The sequence below is a fragment of the Natrarchaeobaculum sulfurireducens genome, from assembly GCF_003430825.1.
GTDB lineage: Archaea > Halobacteriota > Halobacteria > Halobacteriales > Natrialbaceae > Natrarchaeobaculum > Natrarchaeobaculum sulfurireducens.
In genome coordinates this window covers 3465813-3483127 of the sequence record NZ_CP024047.1, presented here as the reverse complement: position 1 = coordinate 3483127, position 17315 = coordinate 3465813, and the positions used below count along the sequence as shown (strand labels likewise).

Sequence of the window (17315 nt, the reverse complement as noted above, 5' to 3'; positions counted from 1 at the left end):
TCAGGGTGCCCCCACGGGATGCAGTCCCGCAAACTCGAGTCCGGCGGTTTCCTCGAAGCCGAGGGCGATGTTGGCGGCGTGGACGGCCTGGCCGGCCGACCCCTTCATCATGTTGTCGATCGCCGAGAAGACGACGACGCGCTTGTTCGACGGATCGAGTTCGAAGCCGACTTCGGCGTAGTTCGTCCCGGCGACGGCCTTCGGTTCCGGATACCGATACACGCCGGAGCCGCCGGCTGCCATCCGGACGAACGGCTCGTCCTCATAACAGCCGCGGTAGGCCTTCCAGAGGTCGCCCTTCGAGACGGGTCCCGAGGGGAAGACGTGGCTCGTCGCGCTCGCACCACGGATCATGTCGACAGCGTGGCACGTGAACGCGACCGAGGTGCCGAGGAACTGCTCGATCTCGGCTTCGTGTCGGTGGCCCGTCGGTGCGTACGGACGGACGACGCCCGAACGCTCGGGGTGACTCGAGGCCTCGCCGCCGCCAGCTCCCCCTTCCGAGGAGCCGACTTTGACGTCGACGACGATCTGTTGCTCCCCGTCGATAATGCCGGCCTCGACGAGCGGGTAGAGGCCCATAATCGTGGCCGTGGCGTTACAGCCACCGCCGGCGATCAACTCGGCGCCCGCGAGATTCTCCCGATTGATCTCCGGAAGGGCATACTCCGCCTTCTCGAGGTACTCGGGCGCGTCGTGGCCGTCGTACCACTCGTCGTACTGCTCTTCGGTCTCGAGGCGGAAGTCCGCCGAGAGGTCGACGACCGTCTCGGCAACGTCGAAGAAGTCGTCGATCTGGCTCATCGAGACGCCGTGGGGCGTCGCGGCGAACAGCACGTCGACGGACTCGAGGTCATCTGGTTCGGTAAAGCGCAGGTCCGCTCCGCGCAGTGGCGGATGGACAGAGCCGACGCTCTTTCCCGCTTTCGAGCGGCTCGTCACCTCGGCGAGCTCGACGTTCGGGTGGCCTGCGAGCAGGCGAAGCAGTTCGCCGCCGGTAAAGCCGGAGCCCCCGACGACGGTTGCCGTGACGGTCTCGCCGCCCTCGCCGACGTCGGTGTCGGTGTCGACGGCCATCAGGCGGACACCTCCACCTGGTCGTCGCCAGCCACAACTTTCGCCTCGAGCCAGTCGACGACGGCACCGGCGACGTCGGTCTCGACGGCACCGTCCAGCGCCTTGAACTCGACGGTGTGGTTGACTTCGTGGACCGTATAGCCGTCTTCAGTTTCCATGAGATCGATCCCGAGCAGGCCGCCGCCGACGGCGTCGCTCGCGTTCTCGACGAGTTCTCGTGCCTCGTCGTCGACCTCGAAGACGTCCGTTTCAGCGCCTTTCGCGGCGTTCGTGATCCAGTGGTCCGACGAGCGCACCATCGCGGCGATGGGCTCGCCGTCGGTCGCGACGACGCGGATGTCGCGGCCGGGTTTCTCGACGAACTCCTGGACGTAGAAGATCTTGTGCTCGTAGTGGCCGAGCGTCGCCTTGTGCTCTAAGATCGCCTCGGCCGCGTCGGGTGAGTCGATCTTGGCCATCAGGCGTCCCCACGATCCCACGACGGGTTTGAGCACACAGGGATAGCCAAACGCTTCGATCGCCTCGAGCGCGGTCTCCTTCGTGAACGCGACCTTCGTCGCGGGCGTAGGGACGCCAGCCTGCTCGAGCGCGAGACTGTTTTTCACCTTGTCGGCGCAGATGTCCGCGGTCTCGTGGCTGTTGACCACGGGGATGCCGTACGCCTCGAAGAACTGCGTGGCGTACAGGCTTCGACTCGTGGCGAGACAGCGGTCTACGACGACGTCGAGGTCACCAAGGCCCTCGGGGGCCTCGCTGATATCGAACGTCTGCTTGCGAACGTCGATCTTCTCGACCTCGTGGTCGCGCTCGCGAAGCGCGTTGAGCAGCAACTTCTCGTCCTTGCGGATGCGTGAGTAGAGTATTCCTACTTTCAAGGTTACTCACCCCAGTCCTCTTCGAGCTCCGGGGCTCGCTCGAGGACTGGCGGCTCGACGTCGACGACTTCCAGTTCGGCTCCGCAGGTCGTGCAGTCAACGATCTCTCCCACTTCCAAATCGTCGTGCAGGGACACTTCGGCCCCGCACTCGACGCATTCGGTCATTGTATTCGCACCTGGGAGCCGATCACCCTTAAAGCCTTCGGACTTAACAGGTAGCTTACAAGAGCTGAACTATCCGCTAACGGTGTGAAAAAGATGTTTTACGGAGAGATTCCGATTGTCGTATCATATAGTGAGTAGTTCGTCCCCTCGCGGGGACGGCCGCAGCCGTGCCGGCGGTCGCGGCGACCAGGACACATCCCGTGGCGAACCGGCGTTAGACATAGCCGTTCACCTCCTCGCGAAGCATCGCCTGTGCGTCCTCGAGCGCTGTCACCAACTCGGCGTGCGTCTCGCGATGAGCTTCAGAGGCCGCTCGTCCGAGCTCGAGCTGGTCCGCAACTGACTCGGGAGCGGGACCACCGCGTGAGTCGCGACTCGCAACGCTCGTTGCGGGATCGAGCGCGGCCGCGACCTCGTCGGGATCGACGAACGTCTCGAGAGAGTCGCCCAGAACCTCCTGGGTGGCTGCCTCGATAGCATCGTAATCCGATCCGTTCTCCGCCGCGTTCGCCACCACCTCGTGTGCCGTCCGGAACGGTAGCCCGGCCATCGCCAGCAGGTCCGCGACGCCGGTCGCCGTCGAAAAGCCCTCACCGGCTTCAGCCGCCAGTGTGTCCTCGTTCCAGTCGGCCGTCGCGACCGCTCCCGCAGCGACCTCGCTGGCCTCGGTAACGGCATCGACGGTCTCCCAGGCGTAGGTCGTCGCCCGCTGGAGGTCACGATTGTACGCACGGGGTAGTCCTTTGAGCGTCGTCGTCAGCCCCTGGACCGATCCGGCGGCGTCGCCCGCGACCGCGCGAACGAGTTCGAGCGTGTCGGGGTTTTTCTTCTGGGGCATGATCGACGAGGTCGAGGAGTAATCGTCCGAGAGGGAAACGAAGCCGCGGTTGGCGAAGACGATCAAGTCCTCGGCCAGCCCCGACAGCGTCGTCGCGTGCGTCGACAGCGCCTGAACGGTCTCGAGCAGGAAGTCGCGGCTCGAAGAGGCGTCCATCGAGTTTGCAACGACGCCCTCGAATCCCAGCAGTTCGGCGGTCCGTTCGCGGTCGATATCGAACGGCGTACCGGCGAACGCTGCCCCACCGAGTGGCGACTGGTTCACGCGCCCATATGCCTCGAGCAGCCGTGCCGTGTCTCGACGGACGGCTCCCGCATAAGAGAGCGCCCAGTGGGCCACCGTCGTCGGCTGGGCGGGCTGGAGGTGGGTGTAGCCGGGCATCACCGTTTCGTCGTGTGCGTCGGCCACCTCGAGCAGCGACTCGCGAAGTGCAAGCGTCGTCTCGACCGCAGCGAGAACGTCCTCGCGCAGGCGGTATCGGATGCAGGCCGCGACTTCGTCGTTGCGCGAGCGTGCGGTGTGCATCTTCCCACCGTCCGCACCGACACGTTCGATGACGGCCGTTTCGATGGCCTCGTGGACGTCTTCGCCGTCTGGAAGGGCGTCGTGGCCGTCGACTTCGACGGCGTCGATCGCCGTGAGGATCTCACCGGCGACGTCGGCCTCGATAATCTCACACTCCGCGAGCATGATGACGTGTGCGCGGTCGACCTCGAGGTCGGCCGCGAAGATCCGTTCGTCTGCTGCAAGCGAGGAGAGGAAGCTCCGGGCGGGGCCGCCGCTGAAGCGGTCTCGCCGCACGACACCCGACGCGTCGGCTCCATCACCGCCACCGGACGACTCCCCGTCGTGAGCGCTCTCCTCGGTCATGGTTATTCGTCGGTGCCGCTGCCGTCGGTCGCGAGTTCTACTTCTTCGTCCTCGACGTTCGCGGCGATCGCCTCGTTTGCCAGACGGCGCTGGAAGCCGTGGTACTTTGCGACGCCGGTCGCGTCTTCCTGGGTGATCTTGCCCACCGTTTCGGTGTCGAACGAGGCGTGTTCAGCCGAGTACGCTGCGTAGTCGCTGTCGCGTGCGACTGCACGAGCCTGGCCGCCCTCGAAACGGATCGTGACCGTACCGGTGACGCGCTCTTGGGTTTCGGCGATGAACCCCTCGAGTGCGTCCACGAGCGGTGCGTCGATCAGGCCCTCATAGCCCTTCTTCGACCACTTCTGATCGATCAGCTGTTTGAATTCGCGTTCTTCCTGGGTGAGCACGAGCGCCTCGAGGGCCTCGTGGGCGTTGAGCAGCGTCGTCGCGGCGGGGTGTTCGTAGTTCTCGCGAACCTTCAGTCCGAGCATGCGGTCTTCCATCGAATCCGTGCGGCCGACGCCGTACGGACCGGCGAGGTCGTTTAGGTGCTCGATGAGTTCCACGGGCTCGTACTCGACGCCGTCGACGGCGACGGGATAGCCCGCCTCGAAGGCGATCTCGATCTCCTGGCTCTCGCCGGATGGGGCCTGCGTCCACTCGTAGATCTCCTCGGGCGGAACGTAGCTCGGGTCCTCTAACTCGTCGCCCTCGACCGAGCGGCTCCAGAGGTTCGTGTCGATCGACCAGTCACCGCCGCTGCCACCCTCGACGGGCAGTTCCTTTTCCGCAGCGTACTCCTGTTCCCACTCGCGCGTGAGTCCGAGCTCACGCACGGGCGCGATGACCTCGAGATCCGAGTCGCGCCAGATTGCCTCGAACCTGAGCTGGTCGTTGCCTTTGCCCGTACAGCCGTGAGCGATGCCCGTACAGTCGTTTTCTTCGGCGACCTCGAGGATCGCCTCGGCGATCACGGGACGGGCCAGCGCCGTTCCCAGCGGGTAGCCCTGATACGTCGCGTTCGCACGTACGCTGTCGAGACAGAGCTGTGCGAACTCCTCGTTCGCGTCGACGACGTAGTGTTCCAGATCGAGTGCCTCAGCGGTTTCTTCGGCCTCGTCGAACTCTTCTGCTGGCTGACCGACGTCAACGGTGACGCCGATGACTTCGTCATATCCGTACTCTTCCTCGAGCAGCGGGACGCAAACAGTAGTGTCCAGCCCGCCCGAGAACGCAAGTGCCACGCGTGTCATGTCGTACTCGAGGAAAACGCGAGCACGGACTTAAACTCATTGGTTTGGATTGTGAAAATTAAAGGTAGAGCGTATGCTGGCCGGGAAATTAGCGTTTGAGGGATGTCGGAACGAACCGGGGTCGGTGGGGTGTAGTATAGTACGGGCTCACGGGGCCCGCCGCGGTCGTCGCCGCCGCTGAGAAATAGACCCGTCGGTCCCGTTGTGGGCGGATTCGCAGCCGACGGAGTCGGTCATTGCGCCCAGAAACGAAGTCCACAGTCTTAAATCCTGCTGAATCGCTCGAGTCGTCCCCAGTGACGCCAGTGCTCCGATCGGGCGGTTCGCCGACGGCGGTTCCGACGCCGCTATGTCACAGCCGAGTGGTCGTCGTTCGGCTCGACCCGACCGGCTTCGCCGTGTGTCGGTCGACGTTACTCTTCTTCCGGCAGGGCGAGAACGTTTTCCCGGCCGATCCGGAAGACGTCGATCTCGTCGGCCTCTCGAAGGTTGCCGACGACCTGGCTCGTCTTGGCTTCGGTCCACTGCAGTTCCGAGACCACTTCCTGCTGTTTGATGCGACCGCCCCGGCGCTCGAGTAACTCGAGGACGCGCTCTTCGTTGCTCAGTAACTCCGGTGGTGGCCGCTGGGTGCCCTCCGGAGCCGTCGCCTGAGTGGGTGACGAACCGCCCGGTGTCTCGCTGGCCGGTCCGGTAGGCTCGTTGTCACGTTTGAGCCACCAGCCGACCGCGGCGCCGATCCCGAGGAGTCCAAGAGCGCCGGCGACGGCGAGCCACGGCGTCTCCGGACCCACGTCGTCGCCGGTCTCGTCGGCAGCCGACTCGCCGTTTTCGATCAGGACGAGCCAGGGCTGTCCGTCGGAGAACTCGGTCCCGTCGCCGTCCCAGAGCACCGACTCATCGGGGGGATTCTCCGGCGTGGGTTCGACGTCGCGAACGACGTACTCGTCGGGCCAGAATAGCTGTAGCGTGGTATCGTCGACTAAGGTGAACCCGGCGAGCGCGCCGCCGACTTCCATCCGATTCAACTCGACGTGGGCGAACGCAGACCAGGTGAACGAAACCTGAACGTGCCCCATATCTCGCGGTGTGGAACTGGTGTCCGTCGCGACCGAGGCGTCAGAAAGCTCCATCTCCCGGTCGGTTTCGTTCTCACCTTTTTCGAGGATCTCGTTCCAGTCGGATAGTTCGGCGACGGCGTAGCTATCGGGATTCTCTTCGACATCGTCTCGAAGCGTCTCCCAGTCCTCGGAACTCGTGTTCTCGAACCGGTAATCGACGGTGAACGTCGCCGAACCGTTCTCCTGGAGGATGACCTCGATGTGGACGTCGTCGGCGTCGTCGAACTGATCACTCTCGTTGAGTTGTTCTTCTGATTGGTCGCTCTCGTTGAGTTGCTGTTGAGGCTGAGTATTGAGTACACTCTCGTCTCCGGCCACGGCCGCGGACGCACCAGGTCCGAGCGTGATGAGACACCCAACTACTACGAGCACGCAAATCAGGGCCCGCCGCCCCCTCGCCTCCATTATCAGAACATGTCGTAGCCGACTAAATAGGTCTTTCCGACAGTCCCGACGCTACCTTTTTACATTGTCAGGCAAACCTGAAGGTATGATCGATACCCGTGGCAAGCTGGCGGTCGAGACGCTGTTGAAGATCGTCCTCGCGCTGGTGGCGATCCTCCTCGTGCTCGAGATCGTCGGTATCGTCTTCGGCTGGCTCACCAGTCTGCTGACACCGATCCTGCTGGTCATCGTCGCCCTCGTCGTGGTCCTCTGGTTGTTCGACCGGCTCTGAATCCGTTCGACGAACGGCAGACTCATACGTCGATCTCGCCTAGGTCCGGACAAGGTGAACTGAGCTCCCGTGTACAGCGTCAACGTCCCGGTTCCCGGTCGCGTGCGCACGCTCGCGAACGAACTTTACCCCGAACTGGTCGGGTTCGACAGCGTTCGTGACGACCACTCCTGTCTGCTCAAACGCCTCGGTGACGCCGACCACGTCGCTGCCCTCCAACAGCGCGCCCACCGCGCGCTCGAGGGCGCTCCCGCGGTCGAAGCCCGTATCACGGGAATCGACTACTTCGAGGAGCCACCACTGGGCTCTGCGCCGGTCGTCTATCTCGCCGTCGAGAGCCCCGGCCTCGAGTCGATCCACCGTGACCTCACCGACAGCTTCGATACAGTCTCCGGACTCGAGGGCCCCGACTACGTCCCCCACGTCACGCTCGCCCGAGGTGGCGACGTCTCGACCGCCCGTCGACTGGCCGATCGGGACGTCGACCCGATCACCTGGACCGTCTCCGAACTCGAGTTCTGGGACGGCTCCTATCGCCTCCCGGTCAGTCGCGTCTCCTTGCCCGCCTGAGGATGCTCGAGCACTCAGTCGGCCAGAAGATATTACCTGCTCGTCTGGGTAGTCGACCGCATGCGCCGACGCGCGTTCATTTCGCTTGCGACTGTACTGCCGCTTGCTGGCTGTACCAGCATGCTCGGCGGCGGAGGTGTCGATACGACGATCGAAGACGACGAAATCGTTGAATTCGAAGTCGAAGATGGGGCGACTCTTTCCATCTCAGTTGACGTACAAGAGGTGAATGAGATCGGGGATGATGGTGATGTAGATGTCGAGCGCGAAGGCGTTGGACTTCGAATCGATCACGTTGATGAGGGAGTCATCGATACGCGTACCATTCAGGACTCAGAATCCTTTGAACTGTCCGTGGACACCGGTGGACCACACAGGGTGATGGTAATCGGTGGCACTGCAGACGTTACTATCGAATAGCGTTCCGGCCTCACAAGCGTTCTTTTCGGCTGGATAGTCCGAAAGCGGCTGGCTAGGGCGTCGGCGTCTCGCCGTCGTACTCGTCGTGGTCGGCATAGAAGTTCAGCATCGCGAACTTGAGCTTTTCAGGGGCGAGATCCAGGAGTTCTTCCCGGTCTTCGTGTGGAAACGTTCCGTTGACGCTGTACTTGCCGAGATCCGCTTTCGCCGCTCGAGAGTACCGCGCGTCGAGTAACGCCCGAACGCCGACGTCCTCGGGCGAGCGGATCACGCGCCCGAGTGCCTGTCTCGTCTTCCGAATCGTCGGAATCTCGACGGCGTAGCGCCAGCCGGTGTCGGTGCCGGAGAACGCGGCGTCGTAGGCCTCCTGGACGGCTTCGGCACGGTCGTCGAGATGTGGATAGGGAACGCCGACGACCAGCACGGTCTGGGCGTCGTCGCCGTCGAAGCTGACGCCCTCTGCCAGGGTTCCCCACAGCGACGTACACAATACGGCGTCGTCGTCGGCGACGAACGTCTGGCGGAGTGTCTCGACCGAGACGCCCGGCTCATCGACGTAGACCGTCGCGTCGGTCCGGCGCTCGAGTCGCTCCGCGTACCGGGTCGCCTCGCCGTAGTTCGGGAAAAAGGCGAGGGTGTTCCCCGGAGTCATCCGGACGGCGTCGTGAATCGTTTCGGTCACGGTCTCCTGGACGGCGGGGTCGTCCCGGTCGGAAGAGAACAGCGGCGGCGTCTCGACGGCGTACGTTCGCCGGTGGCTTTCGGGAAACTGCAGCCCGTAAGCCATGGTGACTGGCTCGTCGACTCCCAGCACGTCCTCGGTGACGTCGAACGGCTGGAGCGTCGCGCTCATCAGGACGGTCGCGTACACCTCGTCGAACAGCCGACCGGTCACCTGCCGCGGGAGACAGGAGTACAGCTCCGCACGGCCGTAGACCTCGTCGGTGCCGCCGTCGCGGGTGACGGAGACGACCGGGTAGAGTCCCTCCATCGTTCCCTCGCTCATCCAGGCGCGGACGAACGCAGCCGCCTGGAGGGTCTGACACTCCGTTCGGGTGGCCGTCTCGCCGTCGCGATAGGCCTCTTCGTACTCCTTGTCGAGTTCCTGACCGAGGTTCGTCGCGGCCTCGAGGTCGTCGTCGATCCCCTGGCCCGAGTACCGCTTGAGGAACTCGAGGGTGAGGTCATCCCGACGGTCGTCGTTGGCGATGGGGACGTCCTCCCAGTTCTCGCCGATTCGTTCGCGCTCGCCGAAGCCGAAGGAGTCCTCGTAGGTCTCGACGAGTGCGCGGTGAAAGGCCGAGAGGACGTTGGCGGCGTCCTCGGTTCGGGGGTCGTCGGTGTCGCCGAGTTCGTCGAGTGCGGACTCGAACGTCCGTTCGGAGCAACTTCGACTCGCGTGCTCGCGGGCGGCGTCCTCGACGTTGTGTGCCTCGTCGAAGACGGCGATGACGTCCTCGGGGTCGCGACCGAGCCAGCGGAAGAACTGCTCGCGAATGCCGCCGTCGAGTACGTGGTGGTAGTTACAGACGACCAGATCGACGCCCTCGATACCCTCTTTCAACAGTTCGTAGCCACAAAAACCCTCGCGCTCGGCGTACTCGTAGACGTCCTCCGGTGTGCGCACATCGTCGAACAGCCACGCGAAGAAGTCGTCGGTGTCCCCGGTCAGGTTGGTCCGGTAGTACTCACAGACGTTCTTCTCCTCGAGGTCTTCGAGGCGGTCGTCGATCGACTCGAGTTCGTCCATCACCGCAGAGCGGGCGTCGGTCGCGCTCCCGTCGCCACTCTGGCTTTCGGCGAGGAGTTCGCGTTGACGACGCTCGAGCTGTCGTTTGTCGCGTTCGGTGTCGACGACTGCGCGGGTGTTGTCACGGAGGGTCTGACACTCCTCGTAGCCGACGTCGATGTGACACATCTCCCCTTTCCCTTTGAAGACGACCGTTCGGATGGGCTCTTCGCGGGTGATCGCGCGGGCTTCGGCGACGAACTGGCGCATCTGCTGGTGGACGCTCGTGGTGATGACGACGGTCTTGCCCTGTTTCCGGGCGACCTCGAGAGCGGGGACGAGCGACGAGAGCGTCTTTCCCGTCCCACAGGCCCCCTCGAAGAGGACGTCCTGGCCGCGGGTCAACGCGTTGTAGATGCGATCCATCGCCTCGTGCTGGTTCGCGTACGGCTGTTCGTACGGGAAAAACCGCATGTAGCCGCTCGTCTCGGACACGGTAGGTGATTGGTTCTTCCTCGAATAAAAGCGTTCGTCCCAGCGAACGCCGACGGCGAAAACCGAGTGACCTGTTCTGGTAAAACACGACCGGCTATCGCGGGGTGTACGGCCATAGGGGTCGAGTCCCTCGCCTCGAGCATGGCCATCCCCGGTTACGATTCCAGTAACGTCGCCGAGTTTGCCCTCGAGTCCGTCGGCGCTCGCGTCGCCGTCGTCGCGGGCGTCGTCCCCGAGACGTTCGGGCTCGAGAAGAGCGCACGCGACCCGCCAGTCGACGCGCTCTCACGCCCCGTCGATATCCGCGACACCGACGGCCTGAAGGCGGTCGAAGCGGTCCGAATCTCGCTGGCCTACGACCCATCGAAGCTACCCCCCGGCGCGAGCCCGACCGACGTGGCAGTCGCCGTCGACGACGACGGGTGGGTTCCGCTCAAGTCGACGGTCGATCTGGAGGCGACGACTGTCGAAGCCGTTTTGAACGATCGGCCACCCGGATCGACGCTCGTGGCGGGCTACGACGACAGCGGCGTCAGCGAGGGCGGCACCGTCGGGTGAGCGGCCCCGAGCCCGCACTCGAGGTCGAAAGGCACGTCACGTCCCCTGCCGAAGTTGCCGACATGATCGCGATTTTCTCCGATACGCACAGCAGCCATGGCCACGCCCTCGAGGCTGAGGCGCTGGCGGCGGCCCGCGAGGCCGACGTGGTGATCCACGCCGGTGACTTCACTAGCGTCGCCGCACTCGAGGCCTTTCAGGCGGAGTGTGACCTGCTCTATGCCGTTCACGGTAACGCCGACAGTGTGGCAGTCCGTGACCGTCTCCCCGCAACGCGCGTCGTCGAGGCGGGCGGCGTCCGATTCGCGGTCACCCACCGCAGCGACAGCGGCGAAACCGGCCTCGCCCTGTTCGGCCGTTCTCACGACGCCGACGTCGTCGTCTTCGGCCACAGCCACCGGCCGACCGTGATCGACGCGGCGGACTGTCTCCTGCTCAACCCCGGCAGTCACGCCCAACCCCGCGGCAACCGTCCTGGATTCGCCGTTCTCGAGGAGACGGAGACGGGACTCGAGGGCGAGATTCGCGACCCGGACGGCACGCTCGTCGAGTCTATTTCGGTGTCGACGGCGTAGCGGACAGCTCGGCTCGAGTCGGGTTCGGACTGTCGGTGGAGGGCGACGTGGGCCGAACGTCAGCGGGAGATGGGCGATGATGGGGGCGAACCCGACCGACGGGAGCGGTGTCGTGACGGGCTCGGGACGCGTCTTTGCGACCGGTGGGGTGGAATCGAACTGGCGGGTGTCGATACCCTGCCAGGCCGGCGTTCGAGACGCAGTTTCGGGTACACGTCGTCGGGCATTATATACAGCGGAAGCTGAAACACGGATTTCACCTACCGGAATCGTCGGTCAGCGAGCGGTGGGCGACCGGTGGGCAGTCGGCGGCGTCCATCCGATGTGGCCGGTGGGCGGTCGGCGGCGTCCATCCGATGTGGCAGGTCTGCAACGTCGAAACGGTTTTGGACGCTGGTCGGGTATCGCTTGCGTATGCTCGAGTTCCTTCCTGACGACCCCGTCATCATCGCTATCGTCCTGATCTTGCTCTCGTTGATCTTCTTCACCTACCTGTTGCTCCGACGGACGATCCTCGAGTTCCGCGACGGGATGCGCGGCGGCCGATAGCAGTCGGGCAGGATTCTCTCAGGCGGCCAATGCCGACTCGATCCGGTCGAGCGCCCGGTCGACGTCCCCACTCGAGACGTCTCGGTGGGTGCAAAAGCGAACCGTCGTCGGACCGAACGGCGTCGCCAGCACGTCGTGTTCGTCCAACCGCTCGAGGGCGTCTTCGACCTCGAGTCCGGTCCCCGAGACGTCGACGAGGACGATGTTGGTCTCCGGGGGCTGGACGTCGAGTCCGTCGACCCCCTCGAGGCCGTCGGCCAGTCGGCGGGCGTTGTCGTGGTCCGTCGCAAGGTCGTCGACGTTCTCGAGGGCGCGCAGTCCGGGTCCTGCGACGATCCCGACCTGGCGCATCCCGCCGCCGAACAGTTTCCGGGTGCGCCGGGCTGCCTCGATGAACGCCTCGCTCCCGGCCACCATCGAGCCGATCGGTGCGCCGAGCCCCTTCGAGAGACAGCACATCACCGAGTCGACGGGGTCGGTGATGTCCGTAACGGGCACGTCGAGGGCCGTCGCGGCGTTGAACACCCGCGCGCCGTCTAAGTGAACCGGCACGTCGCGGTCGTGAGCCGCCTCGGCCGCTGCGGCGAGCCTCTCGGGGGTGATGGCAAGGCCCCCGCGAGCGTTGTGCGTGTTCTCGAGACAGAGTAGCCCGGTTCCCGGTCGGTGGAGGTCCTCCTCGACGTAGCCTGTGGCGACCTGGTCGGGAGTGGGGACACCACGGTCGGCGTCGATCATCCGTACCTGTAAGCCGGAGTGCTGGGCCAACCCGCCGAGTTCGTACTTGACGACGTGGCTCTTCCGGTCGGCGAGTACCTCCTGGCCGCGGTCAGTGTGGACGCGGACAGCCACCTGATTGGCCATCGTCCCCGTCGGGAAAAACAACGCGGCCTCGAAGCCGAGGCGGTCCGCCACACGCGCCTCGAGTTCGGCGACGGTCGGGTCCTCGCCGTAGACGTCGTCGCCGACGTCGGCGCTATGGGCTGTCTTGCGCATCTCCTCGTCGGGTTTCGTGACGGTATCCGATCGAAGGTCGATCATGCCTCGAGGTGTGTGGCCACGGAAGAAATACCCGACGACGTTCGCCTCTCCCCGACGGAGGAGCTTCGAGGTCGTCGAGACCGCACCTCGAGTTCGTCGGCGGAGATAGCACAAGAACCTGTCGTCAGCCGGCGTCACGTCGTACTCACGGACGGCCTCGAGATCGGCCAGAATCGACTCGTACGTCTCGAGTTCGCCGTAGACGAACGCGGAATCGTTTCGACGCCGTCGACGGCCTGCCCGCCGAGGCTGACCTCGCGGCCGACGTCCGGCGACGCACAGATTCCCTCGTGAATCGGCGCGAGCGCCTCCGGGTCGTGGCCGAGCGACACGCGGACGGATTTCATCCGCTGGAGGATGCACATCGGAAAATATAAACTCCCGATAGGCTCCGCCGCAGATCGGAGACCGTCGATGCTCTTACTGCCAGCGAATCGAACTGACCGACGCCACGCGCAGTTTGATCCTCCCGACCGAAGGTTTCAATCGCCTATCGTGTGTGCTGGTCGATATGGTCCCCGAACCCAACTCGAGCCCGACTGCCAACGGCTCGGGCGAGCGTCCCTCGCGATCGGCCGCGTTCCCGCGCCACCTCGGCCATGTAACCGATCGCGTCGACGACATCCTCCCGTTCGTTACGGTGCCGTTCGCACTCTCAGTGCTCGAGGTCGAGCAGATCGAGCGCGCGCTCGATCCGACGACGGCGTCGATCAACCTCGAGTTCTCTCTCCCGTCGCCGCTGTTGACTCTCTGGGATCTGGTCGATCCGCCCGAGCCGTCGGGTGCCGACACACAGCACGTCGGTCCTGGGGCGTCGAACGGCGGACAGCCCGGTGCGACTACGACCGGCACCGACGTGTCGATCGATATGCCTCTCGAGACGTTCTTTCCGGCGCTCGAGTCGTCTCTGCTCACGGTAATCGGGATCGCGATTCTCGTCTACGCGGTCATGGCGGGACTCGTTACGGCGGGCTATCTCGGCGGGATCGACCGGCGTCTCCGCGATGAGCCCGCGGCGATCGGTCGCTGTCTCAGCCAGTACGGCCCTCGGCTCGTCCTGTACCACCTCCTCGTCTTCGGTGCGTTCCTGGCAATGTTTCCGTTCGCACTCGCTCTCCCGGGTCTGATACTGCTCGCGATCCCGGTCGTGCTCGTGCTCGGCTACCTGTTCTACGCCGTGCCATTCCTGATCGTCGTCGCTGACGTGTCGCTGGTCGATGCGTTTCGTCGCTCCGCTCAGTTTGGTCTCCAAGAGCGCGCGTACTTCTGGTTCGCGATCGGCCACGCGCTCGTGTGCGCCATCGCTTCGATCGTGCTCTCACTTCTCGTCACCGTTGGTGCCGGTGTCGGAGTGTTACTCGCCCTCGTGGTCGGCCCAGCGTTTGCACTCCTCGTAACCGCAGCGACAGTCTCGTTCGTCCAGGAACTCGCCCGGACAGGTGACGCTGGCAGGGTGGTTCGACAGTGAGTCAGCGCTGGCCTCGAGGCACTCCGTCGTGTTACGCGCTTGCTCGAGCGCTCGCCGGACTCGTGCGCTGCCAGCCGCTGGATCGACGGCTCGAGGTGATCCCGTGACCGGCCGCGCGCGAGCCGTCGTCTCGACGCTTCGGCTGGCGGCGCTCGCGCTCGTGATCGTCGGCTTCACTGGCTGGGTCGTCGACCACGGTGGGGAGCCCGTCCTCGAGTCGCCGTACACGCTCGCGTTCGGCCTTGGCGTCGCGTGTGCGCTGGCCTCGATCTATCTGGGAATCTTTCTTGCAAACCGCGACTGACCGACTGGCTGGCCGAGCTGGCGGGGGATTTCGATCCGAAAACGGTATCCGATCGCTTGCAGTCCAGTGACATATGGATCCACGCATTCGCGAACACGCCGAGATCATCGCGAACCACTCGGTCGACCTGCAGGCTGGCGACAACGTCGTCGTCGACGCCCACCCGGTCGCCGAGGACCTCGTGGTCGCCCTCCACGAAGTGATCGGAGACGCGGGCGCGAATCCCGTGACGACGAGCCAGCGGACGGGCAAGCGCGCCCAGCGGGCCTACCTTCGGGCGTCTGATGACGAGTTCGAGACGCCCGCCCACGAACTCGCGCTCATCGAGGAGACGGACGTCTACATTGCGATCCGGGCGAGCGACAACGTCACCCAGACCGCAGACGTCGACCCCGAGATCAGCGCGGCCTACCAGCAGGCCCACCGACCGATTCTCGAGGAGCGGCTCTCGACGCGGTGGTGTCTCACGCAGTTTCCCGCACCGGCGAACGCCCAGCTCGCGGAGATGAGCACGGAGGGCTACGAGAACTTCGTCTGGGACGCGGTCAACAAAGACTGGGACGACCAGCGCGCCCACCAGCAGCACATGGTCGAGATCCTCGATCCCGCCGACGAGGTACGGATCGTGAGCGGTGATACCACCGACGTCACGATGTCCGTCGACGGCAACCCAACGCGCAACGATTACGGCGAGCACAACCTCCCCGGCGGCGAGGTCTTCACCGCGCCCGTTCCCGACAGCGTCGAGGGTGAGGTGCTGTTCGACATGCCGCTGTACCACCAGGGCAGAGAGATCACGGACGTCTATCTCGAGTTCGAAGGCGGCGAGGTCGTCTCCCATTCGGCGGCGAAGAACGAGGCCCTCCTCACCGAGGTGTTGAACACCGACGACGGCGCGCGCCGATTGGGCGAACTCGGCATCGGGATGAACCGCGACATCGATCGGTTCACCTACAACATGCTCTTCGACGAGAAGATGGGCGACACCGTCCACATGGCCGTCGGCCGGGCCTACGACGATACCGTCGGTGAGGGCAACGAACAGAACGATTCGGCCGTCCACGTCGACATGATCGTTGACATGAGCGAGGACTCGTTCATCGAGGTGGATGGCGAGCGAGTCCAGGAAGATGGGACGTTTGTGTTTGAGGAGAGCGAGAGCTGAGCGAAGCGAAGCTCTCGAGTCGGAACGGGTAGCGTAGCGACCCGTGGAGAGAGCGAGGACTGACCGAAGGGAAGGCCTCGAAAATGCGAACGGGGAGCGTAGCGACCCGTGGGTAACGCGGTTTAGAGCGAGCAAAGCGAGTGAGAACCGCGGGAATGCGAACGGGGAGCGTAGCGACCCGTGAGCAAAAGAGCAAAGAGATCCGTGTAGACGAGTTGAGGTTCCCGCTCGTCTGCAGTCTCGGCTGCATTTAAACCGTTCGCGCGAAAACGCTCGAGTATGGCAATACTCGTCGCCTACGATGGTTCGGAGCCGGCACAGAAGGCAGCCAAACACGCGTTCGAACGGTATCCGGACGAGGAACTCGTCCTGTTGCGCGTCGTTGAGGCCGCCGACGGATCGACGGGCGCAGGCATCGAACTCGCCAAAGAGTACCTCGCGGAGCGCCGGGAGAACGCCTCCCAGACCCTGGTGGAGGAGATCGACGACCTCGCGACCGAGGAGGTCGACTACCGAACGGAGATCGCCGTCGGGAATCCAGCCCGCGAGATCGCAGCGTTCGCCGAGGAGAACGACGTCGAGCATATCATCATCGGCAACCACGGCCGTGCTGGCGTTTCTCGCGTCTTGCTCGGCAGTGTCGCCGAAAACGTCGTCCGTCGCGCGCCCGTTCCGGTGACGGTCGTCCGCTGAATTGGGCGCTGGTTCTCCAAGCCGGCACGCATTTCTGGGTGCCGACCCTCGCTCGGATCGCTCTCGTTACTGGGTGTTCGACATCCCGCCGTCGACGACGAGCGATTCGCCGTTGACGTAGTCCGCAAGATCGCTCGCGAGATAGACCGCCGCATCGGCGACGTCGTCGGGTTGGCCAGCCCGGCGGGCGGGGATCGACTCGAGGAATCCTGCTTCGGCATCAGTGCCGATGATGGCGTAATCGTCGGTGGTCATCGTCGTCTCGATCAGTCCCGGGTGGATCGCGTTGACGCGGATGCCGTCGGGGCCAAGCCGGCCGGCCATCGAGTACGTCAGGAGTCGCACGGCGCCTTTCGTTCCGCAGTAGGTGACGAACTCGCCGGAGCCCTCGAGGCCGGCGACTGACGCAAGGTTGATGATCGATCCGCCGTCGCCCTCGACCATCCGTTTCGCGGCCGCTTGCGCACCGAAGTAGACGCCTTTGACGTTGATGTCCATCATCCGATCGAACGCCTCCTCGTCGACCTCGAGGAACTCCTCGCCGTGGAAGATCCCGGCGTTGTTGACCATCACGGTTACGCCGCCGAACTCCTCGGCCGCCTCGACGGCGTTCTCGAGGTCCGAAACCGACGTCACGTCACACTCGACGAACGTCGCGCGGGCGTCCGTCTCCGCTTCGAGTACCTCGTGGGTTGGCTCGCCGCCCTCCCGTGGTTCTTTCTGGAGGTCGGCGACGACGACGTCCGCTCCTTCGGCTGCGAACCGTCGGGCGATCGCCCGGCCGTTGCCGCTCGCTGCACCGGTGATGACTGCGACGTGGTCTGTGAGTAATGGTTCCATTGCACACACTACTACGATGTCTGTAAGCAAAAGTACGTCGGGGAGTTCACCC

The 17315-nt window shown here is 64.5% G+C and carries 20 protein-coding genes; 10 read left to right on the top strand and 10 right to left on the bottom strand.

Annotation, left to right across the window (positions count from 1 at the left end; translation table 11 throughout):
- From argC to AArc1_RS18210, 6 genes are all read right to left on the bottom strand, one after another.
- Complete coding sequence (argC, locus tag AArc1_RS18235; RefSeq protein WP_117365681.1) at nt 1-1077, bottom strand: N-acetyl-gamma-glutamyl-phosphate reductase; 1077 nt, start codon at nt 1075-1077, stop codon at nt 1-3.
- Nucleotides 1077-1952, bottom strand: coding sequence for a lysine biosynthesis protein LysX (gene lysX / locus AArc1_RS18230; RefSeq protein ID WP_117365680.1), 876 nt, complete (start codon nt 1950-1952; stop codon nt 1077-1079). The genes argC and lysX overlap by 1 nt, the downstream gene beginning before the upstream one ends.
- Before the next feature lie 2 nt (nt 1953-1954).
- The gene (lysW, locus tag AArc1_RS18225) at nt 1955-2119 is read right to left on the bottom strand and encodes a lysine biosynthesis protein LysW (protein ID WP_117365679.1); all 165 of its coding nucleotides are present in this window, start codon (nt 2117-2119) and stop codon (nt 1955-1957) included.
- 214 nt (nt 2120-2333) lie between these two features.
- Nucleotides 2334-3827 (bottom strand): argininosuccinate lyase, encoded by a 1494-nt coding sequence (gene argH, locus AArc1_RS18220; protein ID WP_117365678.1) that lies wholly within the window; start codon nt 3825-3827, stop codon nt 2334-2336.
- A 2-nt stretch (nt 3828-3829) separates the two neighbouring features.
- Nucleotides 3830-5062, bottom strand: a complete 1233-nt coding sequence (locus AArc1_RS18215; protein ID WP_117365677.1) for an argininosuccinate synthase — start codon at nt 5060-5062, stop codon at nt 3830-3832.
- 413 nt (nt 5063-5475) lie between these two features.
- Nucleotides 5476-6588 (bottom strand): DUF4897 domain-containing protein, encoded by a 1113-nt coding sequence (locus AArc1_RS18210; RefSeq protein WP_117365676.1) that lies wholly within the window; start codon nt 6586-6588, stop codon nt 5476-5478.
- 85 nt (nt 6589-6673) lie between these two features.
- Between AArc1_RS18210 and AArc1_RS18205 the strand changes: the two genes are divergently transcribed.
- The 3 genes from AArc1_RS18205 to AArc1_RS18195 all read left to right on the top strand — a co-directional run bounded on the left by AArc1_RS18205 (nt 6674) and on the right by AArc1_RS18195 (nt 7849).
- The gene (locus tag AArc1_RS18205) at nt 6674-6859 is read left to right on the top strand and encodes a DUF7554 family protein (RefSeq protein ID WP_117365675.1); all 186 of its coding nucleotides are present in this window, start codon (nt 6674-6676) and stop codon (nt 6857-6859) included.
- 69 nt (nt 6860-6928) lie between these two features.
- Nucleotides 6929-7429, top strand: coding sequence for a 2'-5' RNA ligase family protein (locus AArc1_RS18200; RefSeq protein WP_117365674.1), 501 nt, complete (start codon nt 6929-6931; stop codon nt 7427-7429).
- Between the two features lie 60 nt (nt 7430-7489).
- Nucleotides 7490-7849 carry a hypothetical protein gene (locus AArc1_RS18195; protein WP_117365673.1) on the top strand — a complete coding sequence of 120 codons (360 nt, stop codon included), beginning with the start codon at nt 7490-7492 and terminating at the stop codon, nt 7847-7849.
- A gap of 52 nt (nt 7850-7901) precedes the next feature.
- On the opposite strand, the gene AArc1_RS18190 is transcribed toward AArc1_RS18195, so the two are convergent.
- Complete coding sequence (locus tag AArc1_RS18190; RefSeq protein ID WP_117365672.1) at nt 7902-10073, bottom strand: ATP-dependent DNA helicase; 2172 nt, start codon at nt 10071-10073, stop codon at nt 7902-7904.
- Nucleotides 10074-10214: 141 nt separating this feature from the next.
- On the opposite strand from AArc1_RS18190, the gene AArc1_RS18185 reads away from it, so the two are divergent.
- The 3 genes from AArc1_RS18185 (at nt 10215) to AArc1_RS19585 (ending at nt 11755) form a co-directional block, all read left to right on the top strand.
- Entirely contained in the window at nt 10215-10631 is a 417-nt protein-coding gene (locus AArc1_RS18185) for a hypothetical protein (protein WP_117365671.1), read from the top strand.
- Between the two features lie 62 nt (nt 10632-10693).
- Nucleotides 10694-11206, top strand: coding sequence for a metallophosphoesterase (locus AArc1_RS18180; RefSeq protein WP_117365975.1), 513 nt, complete (start codon nt 10694-10696; stop codon nt 11204-11206).
- A 414-nt stretch (nt 11207-11620) separates the two neighbouring features.
- The gene (locus AArc1_RS19585) at nt 11621-11755 is read left to right on the top strand and encodes a DUF7859 family protein (RefSeq protein ID WP_267130081.1); all 135 of its coding nucleotides are present in this window, start codon (nt 11621-11623) and stop codon (nt 11753-11755) included.
- A gap of 18 nt (nt 11756-11773) precedes the next feature.
- On the opposite strand, the gene AArc1_RS18175 is transcribed toward AArc1_RS19585, so the two are convergent.
- Nucleotides 11774-12793 (bottom strand): threonine aldolase family protein, encoded by a 1020-nt coding sequence (locus AArc1_RS18175; RefSeq protein ID WP_117365974.1) that lies wholly within the window; start codon nt 12791-12793, stop codon nt 11774-11776.
- 134 nt (nt 12794-12927) lie between these two features.
- The gene (locus AArc1_RS18170; RefSeq protein WP_117365670.1) at nt 12928-13140 is read right to left on the bottom strand and encodes a hypothetical protein; all 213 of its coding nucleotides are present in this window, start codon (nt 13138-13140) and stop codon (nt 12928-12930) included.
- 164 nt (nt 13141-13304) lie between these two features.
- On the opposite strand from AArc1_RS18170, the gene AArc1_RS18165 reads away from it, so the two are divergent.
- The 4 genes from AArc1_RS18165 to AArc1_RS18150 all read left to right on the top strand — a co-directional run bounded on the left by AArc1_RS18165 (nt 13305) and on the right by AArc1_RS18150 (nt 16423).
- Nucleotides 13305-14261: a hypothetical protein gene (locus AArc1_RS18165; RefSeq protein ID WP_117365669.1), complete on the top strand. Its 957-nt coding sequence runs from the start codon at nt 13305-13307 to the stop codon at nt 14259-14261.
- Between the two features lie 103 nt (nt 14262-14364).
- Entirely contained in the window at nt 14365-14565 is a 201-nt protein-coding gene (locus AArc1_RS18160) for a hypothetical protein (protein ID WP_228442363.1), read from the top strand.
- A 73-nt stretch (nt 14566-14638) separates the two neighbouring features.
- A complete protein-coding gene (locus AArc1_RS18155; RefSeq protein ID WP_117365668.1) occupies nt 14639-15730 on the top strand; it encodes an aminopeptidase in 1092 nt (363 codons plus the stop codon).
- Nucleotides 15731-16009: 279 nt separating this feature from the next.
- Complete coding sequence (locus AArc1_RS18150; protein WP_117365667.1) at nt 16010-16423, top strand: universal stress protein; 414 nt, start codon at nt 16010-16012, stop codon at nt 16421-16423.
- Between the two features lie 66 nt (nt 16424-16489).
- Here the strand turns inward: AArc1_RS18150 and AArc1_RS18145 are convergent, their stop codons facing one another.
- Nucleotides 16490-17263 carry an SDR family oxidoreductase gene (locus tag AArc1_RS18145; protein WP_117365666.1) on the bottom strand — a complete coding sequence of 258 codons (774 nt, stop codon included), beginning with the start codon at nt 17261-17263 and terminating at the stop codon, nt 16490-16492.
- Between the last annotated feature and the right edge of the window lie 52 nt (nt 17264-17315).